The 13807-nt window shown below is 72.5% G+C and carries 18 protein-coding genes; 9 read left to right on the forward strand and 9 right to left on the reverse strand.

Annotated elements, in window-relative coordinates:
* On the reverse strand, window positions 1-752 hold a 752-nt coding region (locus tag AC1DT4_RS13025), incomplete at its 3' end, for a DUF222 domain-containing protein (RefSeq protein WP_477090217.1).
* 147 nt (window positions 753-899) lie between these two features.
* Complete coding sequence (locus AC1DT4_RS13030) at window positions 900-1856, reverse strand: helix-turn-helix transcriptional regulator (RefSeq protein WP_477090218.1); 957 nt, start codon at window positions 1854-1856, stop codon at window positions 900-902.
* A 61-nt stretch (window positions 1857-1917) separates the two neighbouring features.
* On the opposite strand from AC1DT4_RS13030, the gene AC1DT4_RS13035 reads away from it, so the two are divergent.
* Window positions 1918-2325, forward strand: a complete 408-nt coding sequence (locus AC1DT4_RS13035; RefSeq protein WP_477090219.1) for a VOC family protein — start codon at window positions 1918-1920, stop codon at window positions 2323-2325.
* Here AC1DT4_RS13035 and AC1DT4_RS13040 read toward each other — a convergent pair.
* The 3 genes from AC1DT4_RS13040 to AC1DT4_RS13050 all read right to left on the reverse strand — a co-directional run bounded on the left by AC1DT4_RS13040 (window position 2311) and on the right by AC1DT4_RS13050 (window position 4684).
* On the reverse strand, window positions 2311-3789 hold the full coding sequence (locus tag AC1DT4_RS13040) for a putative protein N(5)-glutamine methyltransferase (RefSeq protein WP_477090220.1): 1479 nt from the start codon (window positions 3787-3789) through the stop codon (window positions 2311-2313). The two genes, AC1DT4_RS13035 and AC1DT4_RS13040, sit on opposite strands and share 15 nt — an antisense overlap.
* A 19-nt stretch (window positions 3790-3808) precedes the next feature.
* Window positions 3809-4198 carry a PPOX class F420-dependent oxidoreductase gene (locus AC1DT4_RS13045; RefSeq protein ID WP_477090221.1) on the reverse strand — a complete coding sequence of 130 codons (390 nt, stop codon included), beginning with the start codon at window positions 4196-4198 and terminating at the stop codon, window positions 3809-3811.
* 69 nt (window positions 4199-4267) lie between these two features.
* Complete coding sequence (locus tag AC1DT4_RS13050; protein ID WP_477090222.1) at window positions 4268-4684, reverse strand: DUF5684 domain-containing protein; 417 nt, start codon at window positions 4682-4684, stop codon at window positions 4268-4270.
* Window positions 4685-4886: 202 nt separating this feature from the next.
* Between AC1DT4_RS13050 and AC1DT4_RS13055 the strand changes: the two genes are divergently transcribed.
* Genes AC1DT4_RS13055 through AC1DT4_RS13070 form a run of 4 tightly spaced genes read left to right on the forward strand, consistent with a single transcriptional unit; the run spans window position 4887 to window position 8897 of the window.
* Window positions 4887-6347: an APC family permease gene (locus AC1DT4_RS13055; protein ID WP_477090223.1), complete on the forward strand. Its 1461-nt coding sequence runs from the start codon at window positions 4887-4889 to the stop codon at window positions 6345-6347.
* Window positions 6344-7264: a universal stress protein gene (locus AC1DT4_RS13060; RefSeq protein WP_477090224.1), complete on the forward strand. Its 921-nt coding sequence runs from the start codon at window positions 6344-6346 to the stop codon at window positions 7262-7264. The genes AC1DT4_RS13055 and AC1DT4_RS13060 overlap by 4 nt, the downstream gene beginning before the upstream one ends.
* Window positions 7261-8055: an arylamine N-acetyltransferase family protein gene (locus AC1DT4_RS13065; protein WP_477090225.1), complete on the forward strand. Its 795-nt coding sequence runs from the start codon at window positions 7261-7263 to the stop codon at window positions 8053-8055. The genes AC1DT4_RS13060 and AC1DT4_RS13065 overlap by 4 nt, the downstream gene beginning before the upstream one ends.
* A gap of 17 nt (window positions 8056-8072) precedes the next feature.
* Window positions 8073-8897: an SDR family oxidoreductase gene (locus AC1DT4_RS13070; protein WP_477090226.1), complete on the forward strand. Its 825-nt coding sequence runs from the start codon at window positions 8073-8075 to the stop codon at window positions 8895-8897.
* Here AC1DT4_RS13070 and AC1DT4_RS13075 read toward each other — a convergent pair.
* Both AC1DT4_RS13075 and AC1DT4_RS13080 read right to left on the reverse strand, forming a co-directional pair.
* A complete protein-coding gene (locus AC1DT4_RS13075) occupies window positions 8888-9862 on the reverse strand; it encodes a diacylglycerol/lipid kinase family protein (RefSeq protein WP_477090227.1) in 975 nt (324 codons plus the stop codon). The genes AC1DT4_RS13070 and AC1DT4_RS13075 overlap by 10 nt on opposite strands.
* Window positions 9859-10449 carry a GNAT family N-acetyltransferase gene (locus AC1DT4_RS13080; RefSeq protein ID WP_477090228.1) on the reverse strand — a complete coding sequence of 197 codons (591 nt, stop codon included), beginning with the start codon at window positions 10447-10449 and terminating at the stop codon, window positions 9859-9861. The genes AC1DT4_RS13075 and AC1DT4_RS13080 overlap by 4 nt, the downstream gene beginning before the upstream one ends.
* A 23-nt stretch (window positions 10450-10472) precedes the next feature.
* Between AC1DT4_RS13080 and AC1DT4_RS13085 the strand changes: the two genes are divergently transcribed.
* Window positions 10473-11021: an NUDIX hydrolase gene (locus AC1DT4_RS13085; protein WP_477090229.1), complete on the forward strand. Its 549-nt coding sequence runs from the start codon at window positions 10473-10475 to the stop codon at window positions 11019-11021.
* A 4-nt stretch (window positions 11022-11025) separates the two neighbouring features.
* Here AC1DT4_RS13085 and AC1DT4_RS13090 read toward each other — a convergent pair whose 3' ends face one another.
* Together AC1DT4_RS13090 and AC1DT4_RS13095 are read right to left on the reverse strand one after the other, a co-directional pair.
* The gene (locus tag AC1DT4_RS13090) at window positions 11026-11439 is read right to left on the reverse strand and encodes a hypothetical protein (protein ID WP_477090230.1); all 414 of its coding nucleotides are present in this window, start codon (window positions 11437-11439) and stop codon (window positions 11026-11028) included.
* A 52-nt stretch (window positions 11440-11491) separates the two neighbouring features.
* The gene (locus AC1DT4_RS13095; RefSeq protein ID WP_477090231.1) at window positions 11492-11827 is read right to left on the reverse strand and encodes a hypothetical protein; all 336 of its coding nucleotides are present in this window, start codon (window positions 11825-11827) and stop codon (window positions 11492-11494) included.
* Between the two features lie 61 nt (window positions 11828-11888).
* Between AC1DT4_RS13095 and AC1DT4_RS13100 the strand changes: the two genes are divergently transcribed.
* From AC1DT4_RS13100 to AC1DT4_RS13110, 3 genes are read left to right on the forward strand one after another with little or no spacing between them, the layout of a single operon-like run.
* On the forward strand, window positions 11889-12224 hold the full coding sequence (locus tag AC1DT4_RS13100; protein ID WP_456826165.1) for an ArsR/SmtB family transcription factor: 336 nt from the start codon (window positions 11889-11891) through the stop codon (window positions 12222-12224).
* A complete protein-coding gene (locus AC1DT4_RS13105) occupies window positions 12221-12676 on the forward strand; it encodes an SRPBCC family protein (RefSeq protein ID WP_477090232.1) in 456 nt (151 codons plus the stop codon). The genes AC1DT4_RS13100 and AC1DT4_RS13105 overlap by 4 nt, the downstream gene beginning before the upstream one ends.
* Before the next feature lie 53 nt (window positions 12677-12729).
* On the forward strand, window positions 12730-13797 hold the full coding sequence (locus tag AC1DT4_RS13110; RefSeq protein ID WP_477090233.1) for a GNAT family N-acetyltransferase: 1068 nt from the start codon (window positions 12730-12732) through the stop codon (window positions 13795-13797).
* The last annotated feature ends 10 nt before the right edge of the window (window positions 13798-13807 follow it).

Raw genomic sequence — 13807 nt, forward strand, 5'->3', positions numbered from 1 at the left:
AGCAGCATCGCGCGCACGTGCCGAGTGAGCTGAGGGGCGGTCAGGTCCCCGGCCCGCACCACCGCATCCGCGACCACCTCGTCCAGGACCTCACGGCCCAGACCGGCGCCCCCGGTGTGGATCTCGGCCAGGATCACGTCGATCTTGCGCGCCTCGATCCGACCGGCCGCCCACGCGTCACCCAGCACCGGGTACGTGCTGGTGTGGGTGGCACGCAGGACCAGGTCCTGACCCAGGCGCCGGGTGCAGACCAGGGCGCAGGCGACCTCGTCGGAGACCCGTTCCAGGGTGTCCATCGGGGTGCGGTCCGCCAGCTCACGCACGAACCCGCCCTGCAGAGCCTGCAGCATCGCGACCGCCTGCTGCGACGCCGCGATGGCGTTCACCAGCGCCGCACCCGAGACGTCCGCGACCGGCACCGAGACCAGCATCGACACCAGGTCATCGACCCGCACACCCGGCAGCGGGACCTCCGCGGCGGCCAGGTCCACCACCCGGGCACCCGGACCGGGCGCCGGCGCGCCACCCGGGCGCGAGCCGTGCCCCGAGTCCGCCCACACCAACGATGAGCCGAGAGCCGTCCCCGCAGAGGCCGGAGCGGCGGAGGTCTCGGACGTGACGCGCGGCGCAGGCCCGGAGGTAGGGGCGCCGGACGTCGCCAACGGCGCGACACCCGTGGGTCCGTCGACACGTGTCCCCAGCGGCCGCGCGACGACCTCGTCGCGCACGGGAGCATCCAGCACCGCCGTCATCGTCGCCACCTCCCACCACCGGAACTCAACCGATCCGTCTTCGAACAAGTGTACGACCAGCCACTGACATTCACCCCTGACCAGGGCGAATACGCCGCGCTCGGGAGATGAGCCAGGCGGCACGCGCGACGGCGACAATCCCGAGCCTCAAGGCCCAGGCGCGTACCGCGCCACCAGCTCCGCCCCGATCGCCGCCAGCTCGGCCCGCACGGACGCGGGCTCGACCACCTCCGCGGCACCGCCAAGACCGGCCAGATGCTCGGCTACCGACCGCGCGGTGTGCGAGGCGACGGCGACCCGCACACGGAGGTCGTCGTCGGCACCGACGACGCTGACGTGCCGACCGAACTGCCCCCGCAGGACGGACACGAGGAACGGCGCGACCAGGACGGTCGCGGACACGCGGGACCGCCGCTCCTCGACGTCGTCGACCACGGACGACCAGATGCCGGCCACGTCGAGGTCGTCGGGGCGCGCGGCGGCCGCGTCGAGGACCGTGAGCGCGAGGATCCGATCGAGCCGGAAGGTGCGCCGGCCCGACGGGGTACCGGCGACGAGGTACCAGGCCGCGTCCTTGTCGACGAGCGCCCATGGGTCGACGGTCCGCGACGAGACCCCCCGGGACCGCCCGTCGTAGGTCAGGGACACCTGCCTGCGACGGACGACGGCGCCCTGCAGGTCGTCGACCCACGGCGGCCGCTCGCGGGTGGACCCGCCCCAGCCGACGGGGTCGACGACGACCGCGCGGCCGGCGGCCTCGGCGTCCGCTCGGAACGTGGCCGGCAGGGCGCGCACCAGCTTGCGCAGCGCGGACGTCGCCTCGACGGACGAGCCCGACGCCGAGGAGCGCCCGATCAGCAGGAACAGCGCCTGGGCCTCGGACGAGGTCAGCCCAGTGAGGTCGGTCCGCGCGCCACCGACCAGCGACCACCCACCCCCGCGCCCGGGCTGCGGGTAGACGGGGATGCCGGCGGTGGACAGCGCCGAGAGGTCGCGCCGGGCCGTCGCGACCGACACCTCGAGCTCGGACGCCACCTCGGCGGCCGTCACGCGCCCGCGCGCCTGCATCAGCAGGAGCGTGGCAACCAACCGGTCTGCGCGCACGCAAGAACAGTGTCAGACAAAGTGCTCAGAAGGTGAGCACTTAGCGGTGGAGAGTGGAGTCATGACCACCACAGAGAGCACCTTCCGCGGCCTGGCCAACGTCTCGATCTTCGCCGACGACCTCGCCGCCGCCCGCACCTGGTACACGGACCTGCTCGGCCTGGAGCCGTACTTCGTCCGCGACGGCTACATCGAGTTCCGCCTCGGCGACCACCACGACGAGCTCGGCATCGTCGACCGCCGCTTCGCCCCCGCGTCCGGCGGCCCGTCCGGCGCGATCGTCTACTGGCACGTCGACGACCTCGAGGGCACCTGGCAGCGCCTCCTCGCCCTCGGCGCCACCGCGCAGGACGGCCCGCGCGAGCGCGGCAGCGGCTTCGTCACCGCGTCCGCCATCGACCCCTTCGGCAATGTCGTCGGCATCATGACCAACCCGAACTGGCTGGAGCGCGCCTCAGCGCAGGGCTGACCGGGCCGCCATGTAGTGCGCGCGCTGCGCCGGCGACAGCCGCTCCAGCGAGTACCGCAGAGCCGTCCGGGGCAGGGTCGCGGCGTGCTCGTCGAGGAAGGCGAGCAGCCGGGCCTCGTCCTTCTTCCCGGCCTCGCGCAGCAGCCACCCGACCGCCTTGTGCATGAGGTCGTGCTGGTCGCCCTCGAGCAGGGCGGCCAGCGCGAACGTGTGGTCGAGCGACCCGGCGCGGACCAGGGGCAGGGTCGCGACGATGGAGATCCGCCGCTCCCAGAGCGAGTCCGACCCGGCAAGGCGGTAGAGGACGGACGCGGGCGTCCCGCCCAGCACCGCGCGCCCGAGGACGTCCGGCGCGCTCGCGTCGACCAGGTCCCAGTTGTTCACGCGGTCGGTCCGCCGCAGGTAGAGCTCCAGCAGGTCGCGACGACGGTCCGCCGACGAACGCCGCGACGCGCACTCGAGCGTCATCACCTTGAGCGCGAGCAGCCGCACCTCGTGCCGCTCGTCCTCGAGCAACTCCTCCAACGACCCGACGGGCAGCCCGACGGCGGTCCGGGCCACCGAGACCACCTGCGGCACGGTCAACCCGAGGAACACGTCGCCCTCGCCGTACTCGCCGGCGCCGGTCTTGAAGAACCGCGCCATCCCGGCGGCGCGCTCCGGGTCCGCGAGCGCGACGAGCCGGTGGACCGGAGAAGCGAGCAGGGTCCCGACGACGACGGTGCCGCCCGACTCCTCGTCGCTCACCACGCGCGCCGCCAGCCCGGCGGCCTCGAACGCGTCGGACGCGGCCGGTACCTGGGCCTCGCTCGTCTCGACCAGCAGGTGTCCGCCCGGCGCCAACCACCGCGGTGCGGCCGACGCCACGCGCCGCAGCACGTCGAGTCCGTCCGCCCCACCGTCGAGCGTGACCAGCGGCTCGTGCAGCCGCGCCTCCGGCGGCATCGTGCCGATCGCGCCGGACGGCACGTAGGGAACGTTGGCCAGCAGCAGGTCCACGCGTCCGCGCAGCGCGTCCGGCAGTGGCGCGTCGAGGTCCCCCTCGAACACCTGCCCGCCGACGCGCGCCACGTTCCGGCGTGCGCACCCCACCGCGGCGGGTTCGATGTCGGCCGAGTACAGCGACGCCGACGGCAGCCCGGACGCGACCGCCACGCCCAGCGCGCCCGAGCCGCAGCACAGGTCCATGACCACGACCGGCCCCGCGGGCGCGATCCGCAGAGCCTCCTGCACCAGGAGCTCGGTGCGGCGCCGCGGCACGAACACCCCGGGGTCGATCTCGATGCGCAGCCCGCAGAACGACGCCCACCCGACGACGACCTCGAGGGGCTCGCCGGCGACGCGGCGCGCGACCATCGAGTCGAGATCGCCCGCGGCGTCGAGAAGGACGGTCGCCTCGTCCTCCGCGAACACGCACCCGGCGGCCCGCAGGGTCGCGGTGAGCTCGGCGTGGGTCGGGGTCACGCCGGAACGCTACCCGCGGTCAGCGCGGCGTGATCCGCAGGATCACCCGGTTGTCGTCGCCCTTGCGCCCCAGCTTCTCGATGCCCATCATCACGCGGTACTCCAGGCCGTACTTCTCGACCATCACCGCGTTGCACCGCTCGCGCGCAGCGTCGTCGTCGAGGATCTCGCCGAGACCGCTCACCGAGGGGGCGTCGTCGTCGACCTTCCCGAACCGGCTGCTGGGCGCCATCTCGACGCGCGCGTCGCGGCGGAGCCGCTTGACCTTGCCGCTCCCCCGCGGCGTGGTGACCAGCAGCGCGTCCCCGTCCTGGCCCACCCATACCGTCGTCGGGACGCCCTCCCCGGACTTGCGGAACGTGGTCAGCGAGATGAACCCCTCGTCGGCGAGGGCGTCGAAAGTCGTCATGCGCGATGGTCACCCACGCAGGAGGCGGCCGCACCCCGGAGGGGGTACGGCCGCCTCGAGGACGACGGGTCAGGCGGTCGCGTAGCCGCCGATGGGCTGGCCACCGGTCGCGCCCCGGTAGGGCTTGGAGTCGTAGCCGAGGATGTACAGGAAGATGATCGACAGGAAGAAGAGGCCCACGGTGAAGCCCGCCCCGTGTCCGAACGAGGTGGACAGGCCGTGCAGGATGACGATCCAGGCCACGATGTTCACGATGGGGATGATCAGCAGGATGATCCACCAGATGGGGCGGCCCGAGATCTTGATCAGGACGATCGTGTTCCAGATCGGGATGAAGGCCTGCCAGATCGGCTCGTCGGCCTTCTTGAAGACCCCCACCAGCGCGAACACGGTGATGAGGTAGCCGATGATGCCGCCGACCCAGGCGCCGGCGCCGACATTGGCGGAAGTCGTGGTGGCCACCTCGGTGGCGAGTGATGTGATCATGCGCGGAATGTAGCGATCAACGCCCGTCGTCGTCCCGGGATTCGCGCGTCATCTCACGACGAGTTTCCTGAGCGGCTCCGATGAGTCGCCTGTGCTCACCCGCGGCGGTCCGCCCGATTGCTCCGGACACGTCCTGCTCCTACCGTTGCGAGGACACACGGCGTCGGCCCGGGGGGATGGGCCCTCTCGGAGAGGCCCGCCCATGACGGTTCCGCAGGTGTCCCTGAAAGCCCAGCTCTGGCGCAAGAAGCCGATCACCGCGGCCACGGTGAGGTCGAGCGAGGGCCTCGAGCGGTCGCTCGGCACGTTCACGCTCATGATGTTCGGCGTCGGCTCGACCGTCGGCACGGGCGTCTTCTTCGTGATGCACGAGGCGGTCCCCGACGCGGGACCGGCGGTGATCATCTCGTTCCTGCTCGCCGGTCTGGCGGCCGGCCTCTCCGCGCTGTCCTACGCGGAGATGGCGTCGGCGGTCCCCGTCTCCGGCTCGACCTACTCGTACGCGTACGCGACGCTCGGCGAGGTGGTGGCCATGGGCGTCGCGGCGTGCCTGCTGCTCGAGTACGGCGTCTCGACCGCGGCGGTCGCGGTCGGGTGGAGCGGCTACCTCAACCAGCTGCTGCACAACCTCGTCGGGTGGCAGATCCCGAACGTCCTGTCGGCCGCGCCGTGGGACACCGACCCGGGGATCATCAACCTGCCGGCCCTGTTCCTGGTGGCGATGTGCGCGCTGCTGCTGATCAGGGGCGCGTCCGAGTCCGCCAAGGTCAACGCCACGATGGTCGTGATCAAGCTGGCGGTCCTGCTGATGTTCGTGGCGATCGCGTTCACGGGCTTCAACGCCGACAACTTCGCGGACTTCGCCCCCAAGGGCGTCGCCGGGATCACCGCGGCGGCGGGCACGATCTTCTTCACGTTCATCGGCCTCGACGCCGTCTCGACGGCCGGCGACGAGGTGCGCGACCCGCAGAAGACGATGCCGCGCGCGATCCTCGGGGCCCTCGCGATCGTCACCACCATCTATGTCCTCGTCGCCGTCTCCGCCCTGGGCACGCAGCCCTGGCAGGAGTTCGGCGACGCCGCGCAGGGCGAGGCCGGGCTGGCCAAGATCCTGCAGGACGTGGTCGGCGCGAGCTGGCCGGGCACGATCCTGTCCGCCGGCGCGGTCATCTCGATCTTCTCGGTGACCCTGGTGACGATGTACGGGCAGACGCGCATCCTCTTCGCGATCGGCCGCGACGGGCTCCTGCCGCGCGCGTTCGCGAAGGTCAACCCCCGCACCCACACGCCGGTCAACAACACGGTGATCGTGGCGATCGTCGTCGGGGCGCTCGCCGCGTTCATCCCGCTCGACTACCTGTGGGACCTCGTGTCCATCGGCACCCTGGCCGCGTTCATCGTGGTGTCCCTCGGCGTGCTTATCCTGCGCCGGACGCGCCCCGACCTGCCCCGCGGGTTCAAGGTGCCCGGCTACCCGGTGACGCCGGTGCTCGCCATCGCCGCATGCCTCTACATCCTGTCCGGCCTGCACTGGTACACCTACGCGTGGTTCCTGCTGTGGCTCAGCGTCGTGCTGGCGTTCTACTTCCTGTGGGGCCGGCGGCACTCCGTGCTGGAACGCGCGATCGAGGCGGGAATCCTGCAGGACGAGGACCTGCGGTGACGATCGTCGTCGGCGCCAACCCGTTCGGGGACGCCCATGGCGCGATCGACCTGGGCGTCACGCTGGCGCGCACGCTGCCCGAGGCGACGGGGGCGAACGTCCTCGTCATCGCGACCGTGGTGCCGCCCGGGTGGGTCGTCCCGTCCATGGCCAAGGTGGACGGCGAGATGCAGGAGTGGGTCCAGGCGCGTGCCGACGAGGCCGAGGCCGCAGCGCTGGACTTCCTCGAGGGCCGCGCGGACGGGCTCACGATCGAGTTCGTCCGGCTCCACGAGCGCTCGACCCCGCGGGCGCTCGCGGCGCTCGCGCAGGCGCGGGACGCCACCGCGCTGGTGCTGGGCTCGTCGCCGGACGGCCGCGAGGGCCGGGTGGTCGTCGGCTCGACCGCCGACTACCTGCTCCACTCGTCGCCGGTGCCGCTGGCCATCGCGCCCAAGTCGTACCGCTGCGCGCCCGGACCCACGGGGGTCGCGGCCCACCGGCTCACCTGCTCGTTCAGCGGCTCCGACCTCGCGGCGTCGGCCGTCCGGTGGGCGGCCCGCCTCACGCGCGAGATCGACGTCCGGCTGCGGATCTGCAGCTTCGGGGTCCGGTCCGCGACGATGTACCCGCCCGAGATCGGCACCGACATCGAGTCGGAGGTGACCGAGCAGTGGCGCGCCCAGATGGTCGAGGCGCAGGCGGCGTTGCGGGCGCGGCTGGGCGACGCGCTCGACGACGACGTCGAGCTGGTCGTCGCCACCGGCAGCAGCTGGTGGCAGGCTCTCGCGTCCGTCGACTGGCTGCCCAACGAGCTGCTCATCCTCGGGTCCTCCAGCGCCGGAGCCCTGCGGCGCGTGTTCCTCGGCACCAACGCGACGAAGATCATCCGGCACTCGCCGGTGCCGGTCCTCGTGGTGCCGCACGACGAGCTGTGACCGACGAGTGGGGGGTCGACCGGCTCGACCTCGACGCCTACCTCGCGCGGACCGGCGCCCGACCCGACGACTCCCTGGCCGCGATCCACCGCGCGCACGTCGCCACCATCCCGTTCGAGAACCTCGACGTCCAGCTCGGCGTCGGGGTCTCGGTCGACCTGCCCGACATCGAGGCCAAGCTTGTCCGCGCCCGCCGCGGCGGCTACTGCTACGAGCACGGGCTGCTGCTGGCCGCGGCCCTGGAGCGGCTCGGCCGGACCGTCGAGAGGCGGCTCGCCCGCATCGGGGACCCCGCGGTGCTCCCGAGGCCGCGCTCGCACCTCGTCCTGTTCGTGGACGGGCGATGGCTCGCCGACACGGGGTTCGGTTCCGGGCTCCTCGAGCCGGTCCCGCTGGAGGACGGCCTCGTGTCCCACCAGGGCGGCTGGACCTTCCGGACCGTCCGGCTCGACGACGGCGCGTGGCAGCTGCACGAGCTGCGCGGCGACCGGTGGCTGACGCACTACACGATCCCGGTGGAGTCGACCTACCTGCCGGACATCGAGGTCGCCAACTTCGCCACGGCGCACAGCCCGACGTCCCGGTTCGTGGTCCAGGTCGTGGTGCAGCGCAAGGACGACGAGCTCCTGCGGTGCCTCACCGGCCGCCGGCTCACCGTCGACACCCCGGCGGCCCGCGTCGAGGACCGCCTCGTGGCCGACGACGACCTGGGCGACGTGCTGAGCGACCTCGGTCTCACCCTCACCGCCGGGCAGGTGCACGAGCTCCTGTTGCGTTCGAGCGCGCTCTAAGTCCTAGCGTCATGGGCATGACACAGAAGACCTGGTTCCTCACCGGCACCTCCCGTGGCTTCGGCCTGGAGTGGGCGACCGCGGCCCTCGAGCGCGGCGACCGGGTCGCCGCGACCGCGCGCGACGTCTCGTCCCTGGACGGTCTGGTCGAGCGCTTCGGCGACGCCGTCCTGCCCCTCGCCCTCGACGTCACCGACCGCGCGGCCGACTTCGCGGCCGTGGCGCGGGCCCACGACCACTTCGGACGCCTCGACGTCGTCGTCAACAACGCCGGCTACGGCCAGTTCGGCTTCACCGAGGAGCTGTCCGAGGCCGAGCTGCGCGACCAGATGGAGACCAACCTCTTCGGTGCGTTCTGGGTGACGCAAGCCGCCCTGCCGTTCCTCCGGGCCCAGGGCAGCGGTCACATCGTTCAGGTGTCGTCGATCGGCGGGATCTCCGCGTTCCCGAACATCGGCGCGTACCACGCCTCCAAGTGGGCGCTCGAAGGGTTCAGCCAGGCGCTGGCCCAGGAGGTGGCCGGCTTCGGCATCCACGTCACCATCGTGGAGCCGGGCGGTTTCTCGACGGACTGGGGCGGCTCGTCGGCCCGCCACGCGACCCCGATCGCGGCGTACGACGAGGCCCGGGCGCAGATGGCCGAGGCCCGCGCCAAGCGCATCGGGACCCCCGGCAACCCGTCGAGCTCGGCGGAGGCCATCCTGCGCGTGGTCGACGCGGAGGAGCCGCCGCTGCGCGTGTTCTTCGGCGCCTCGCCCCTCGGCACCGCCAAGGCCGACTACGCCTCGCGGATCGCCACCTGGGAGCAGTGGGACGACGTGGCGCAGCTGGCTCAGGGCTGATCCGGGGAGCCCTCGGTCAGGTCCTCCGACTCGTCGGGCTGGTACACGCAGACCCAGAGGGCGTCGGCGCGGACGGTCACCTCGAGGGTGTCGGACGGGTCGATGACATCGCCGTCCAGCTGGCGGGGCTGCGGGCGGTCGCTGGTCACGGTGATCCGCGAACCCCGCAGCACCTCCATGTTGGGCACGCGGTGGCGGCCCGGGCGCAGGACGCCGAACGCGAGCTGGATCCAGTGGCCGAGGTTCCGCGGCGCGAGCACGGCGACGTCCATCTGGCCGTTGTCGGGCTCGGCGTCGGGCAGCAGGTTGACGCCGCCCTGCAGGCGTCCGACGTTGCCGATCAGGACGGTGCGGGCCCGGCGGCGCAGGACGGGGTAGTCGTCGACCTGGACCTCGACCTTCATCTCGGCGTCGTTCAGGTGCTTGAGCGCCGAGTAGACGTAGGCGACCGAGCCGAGCACGGCCTTGAGCTTGGTCGGGGCGTCGTCGACCATCGCCGCGTCCAGGCCCATGCCGGCCATGACCGCAAAGGCCTGGTCGCCGACGTAGCCCAGGTCGAGCTGCCGACGGCCGCGCTCCAACGCCAGCCGGACGCCCTCGATCGTGTCCGTGGGGATGCCGAGGTTCGTCGCCAGCAGGTTGCCGGTGCCGCCGGGCAGGATCGCGAGCGCGGACTCGCTGCCGGACAGGCCCTCGATGCAGGCGCGGACCGTGCCGTCGCCGCCGGCGACGAACACCACGTCGGCGCCGTCGGCCACCGCCTGCCGTGCCTGGCCGGTACCCGGGTCCTCGGCGGTCGTCTCGAGCCACGCCGGCTCGGGCCAGCCGGCGTCGGCCAGCTGCTCCGTGATGCTGGCGCGCAGCTCGTCGAGGCCCTCGACGCGGTTCGGGTTGACGATCACCGCTGACGTGAGCGGGGCGTGGTCGAGCCGTTGCTCGGCGGGCGTCTCGCGGGGGATCGTCACGTCGGCGAGTATGTCCCGGGCTCCTCCGACCGGCCACTCAGGAGCCAGTCCCGTCGGCGCAGCCGGTAGAGGACGCTGCGCCGCAGCGGGTGGCCCTCGGCGATCGTCGGGTAGTCGAAGTCGTCGGCGGGGTCCCGCGTCATCCCGAGCCGCCGCATGACCGCCTGCGAGCGCAGGTTCGTCGGGACCGTGAACGAGACGATCTCCTCGAGCCCGACCTCGTCGAAACCCACCCGCACCGCCTCGCGCGCAGCCTCCGTCGCGTACCCGTGGCCCCACGCCCAGCGCGGCAGCCGCCAGCCGACCTCGGTCAGCGAGGGGTCCCACGTCGGGCGCGCGAGGCCCGTGAACCCCGCGAACCGGCCGGCGTGCTCACCGGTGGTGACCTCGAGCGCCCACAGCCCCCAGCCGTTCTCCCGCATCCGGCGCTCGATCCGCGTGACCATCGCGTCGCTCTCGCCGCGGCTCAGGGTGGACGGGAAGTACTCCATCACCTCGGGGTCGGTGTTGAGCTCGGCGAACGGCTCGCGGTCCGCCTCCCGCCACGGGCGCAGCAGCAGGCGAGCTGTCCGGTGTTCGAGCGTCACCCCAGGCACCGTACGCTGCCGCCGTGATCTCCGACGCCCTCGACGCCTGGTCGCCTGCCGACCCGGAGCAGGCGCGGCTCCTCGGCGAGTACCGCGCCCTCGTGGCCGCGCAGGGCGTCGCCGCCGTCGACCGGTCGCTCGCGCCCGAGCACCTCACCGCCAGCTGCTTCGTCCTGACGCCCGACCACTCCCGCGTGCTGCTCTGCTTCCACCGCAAGGGCCAGTTCTGGGTCCAGCTGGGCGGCCATCTCGAAGCCGGCGACACGTCGTTGGCCGACGCCGCGCTGCGCGAGGCGCGCGAGGAGGGCGGGATCGCGGACCTGCGGCTCGAGAGCGCCCTGCCCGCTGACGTGCACCGCCACGAGCTCTCCGCCGCCTTCGGTCGGTGCCGGGTGCACTGGGACGTCGGGTTCGTCGCCTACGCGCCCGCGTCGGCGGTGCCCGTGGTCAGCGACGAGAGCGAGCGCGTCGAGTGGTTCTCCGTCGACGACCTCCCGACGGGAACCCCCGACGACCTTGCCGCCCGGCTGCGCGTCGTGCTCGACGAGGTCCGGTCCAGGGCGGTGCGCTGAGCGCCTAGAGACCGCCGGCCCGTGCCCCGGCGAGGCTGAACATCAGGCACACGAACAGGATGCCCACGAAGACCCCGATGTGGGCGAACCAGCCCCGCGTCCTCTTCTGGAAGAACACGAGCAGCGACGTGACGAGGTACGGGAACACGAACTGCCCGGTCAGGTACCCGGCGCGGTAGGACGACATCCCGGAGCCCGCAGCCGCGAGCGCGATGGTGACCACCAGCGCGGCGATGGCGATGATGCCGGTCCGGACGAACGCGTCCCGGTTCGGTCGGACCGGGAGGGTCGGCTCGGCCACCCAGAACTGCCAGCCGTCGGGGACCGGCCCCCAGGACGGGTCGGGCTGCCACCCGGGCGGCGGCGTCCACCCCTCGGGCGGGCGGGGCCAGCTCGGGGGCGTGTGGAAGCGCTGCACGGCAGGCAATCTAGGGCGCGCGAGGTGCACGGGTGGACCGGATCGGCCCGGTTCACCTGGCTGCCGTAGCAATCTCGATCGTGCCGCCGCTCATGGAGTCGGAGAGGCAGCCCACGACCCGGCGCACGTCGTCCGCGGTGGCTGCGGGCGCGGACGGGACGGACACGCGCGACACCGGCAGGTCGGCGGTCATCTGCCCCTCGCCGAGCGCCGGGTCGTCGAGGCACGCTTCCCAGCCCCCGTCCGGGTGACTGAGCGTGATCACCCAGGGGCCGTCGCCCGGCACGCCGACCGGCCGGGTCGCCAGGCCGGCGAGGGCGGACAGGGCCAGCGCGATCGCCGCCACCAGCGCGGCGACGATCCCGACCCGGCCTCGGATGGCTCGCACGCGTCCCACTCTAGGGATCAGGTCATTGCACCATTCGGTTCAGTGTCGTATGGTGAACCACATGGTTCAGCATGAGACTCTCGACCGGATCTACTCGGCCCTGGCCGACGCGACCCGGCGCGACATCCTCACCCGGCTCGGGGAGGGGCCCGCCACAATCGGCGAGCTCGCCGAGCCGCACGGGATGAGCCTCACCGGCATGAAGAAGCACGTGCAGGTCCTCGAGGACGCCGGCCTGGTCAGCACCGAGAAGGTCGGCCGCTCCCGGCAGTGCCGACTCGGCGAGGAGCGACTGGACGACGCCATGGCGTGGATCTCCTTCTACCAGCGGCTCTGGGAGCGTCGGCTCGACGGTCTCGAGGCCTACTTCACCCTCCAGAAAGGGCTCGACTCATGACCAGCACCGACACCATCGAGATGCGCATGACCCGCGTGCTGCCCGCGGCGCCGGACGAGGTGTTCGACGCCTACACCGACGCGGAGAAGCAGAAGATCTGGTTCTCGATCCTGGACACCAAGCCGGGGATCGTCGAGATCGAGGTCGATCTGCGGGTCGGCGGGCAGCAGACCGCCGTGTGGGGCCCGGACGCCGACACCCTGTTCCGCGAGACGCAGACGTTCCTGGTCATCGACCGGCCGCACCGCCTGGTCACGGAGTCGTCCGGCAGCAGCCCGGACGGGATGACGATGACCACGCACATCGAGATGACCTTCGAGGCCGTCGACGGGGGCACCCTGGTGACCGTCGTGCAGAGCGGCTTCCCGGCCGTCGAGGTGCGTGACTTCTTCAGCGAGATGGTCTGGGTCGGCGCGTTCGACCGCATCGAGGCGTTCCTGGCCCGTGCCTGATCGCACGACGGATTGACGTTGCCGTCCGGCGGGCGCGACGCGAGGCTGTCCCGGTGATCGACCTCGTGCACGTCCCCGCCGACCCGGACCACCCCGACGCCTGGACGGTCGAGGGCGTGGTCCGGGTCAGCGAGGCGATCGACCGGCCGACGCACGGCACCGACTTCTCGCTCGACGTCCCGACGACGCGGGCGACCCTGCAGGAGCCGCACCGCAAGGTGCACCGGCTCGTCGCGGTCCCCCGCGGCTCCACGGACCCGGCGGACGTCGTCGGCTGCGCGATGGTCGGCCTTCCGCTCGTCGGCAACACGCACCTCTCCGTCGTGTACGTCGGGGTCCGGCCCGACATGAGGCGGCAGGGCATCGGCGCGGCCCTGTTCGACGCCGGCCTGCAGATCGCCCGCGACGCGGGCCGTCGTGTGGTCATGTCGGACTCGGCGTTCGCCGTCGAACCACCGCCCGGTCCTGACGCGCTCGAGTCGCCCACCGGCAGCGGTCGCATCCCGGCCGACCATGACGCGACCCGGTTCGCGCTCGCCCGCGGGTTCGCCCTGGAGCAGGTCGTCCGGCACTCGGTGCTCGACGTCCCCGTCCCCGACGCGGTCCTCGACCCGCTGCGGCCCGAGCCCGGCCCCGACTACCGCGTCCACCTCATGCAGGACGGGTACGACGAGGCGTGGCTCGACCAGCTCGCCGTCCTCAAGACGCGGATGAGCACCGACGTCCCGCTCGGCGGGCTCGAGCTGGCGGAGGACCCGTGGGACGCCGACCGCGTCCGCACCCGCGCCGCAGACCTGCGCCGCCGCGGGCAGGGGATCCTCACCGCCGTCGTCGAGCACACCCCCACCGGCACGCTCGCCGGCTACTCGGGCGTCGAGTACCCGCTGGACAAGCCGGCCGTCGTGTTCCAGGGCGACACGCTCGTCCTGCGCGAGCACCGCGGCCACGGCCTCGGGATGCTCGCCAAGATCGCCGTCCTCGACGCTCTGCACGACGCGCGGCCGCACGCCGAGCGGATCCACACGTGGAACGCCCAGGAGAACGCGCACATGCTGGCGATCAACGTCGCACTCGGGTTCCGGCAGGCGAGCGTCGACGCCGAGTGGCAGCGGCCGCTCTGACCGTGTCGGG

The sequence above is a fragment of the Cellulomonas sp. P4_D11 genome (assembly GCF_056401915.1).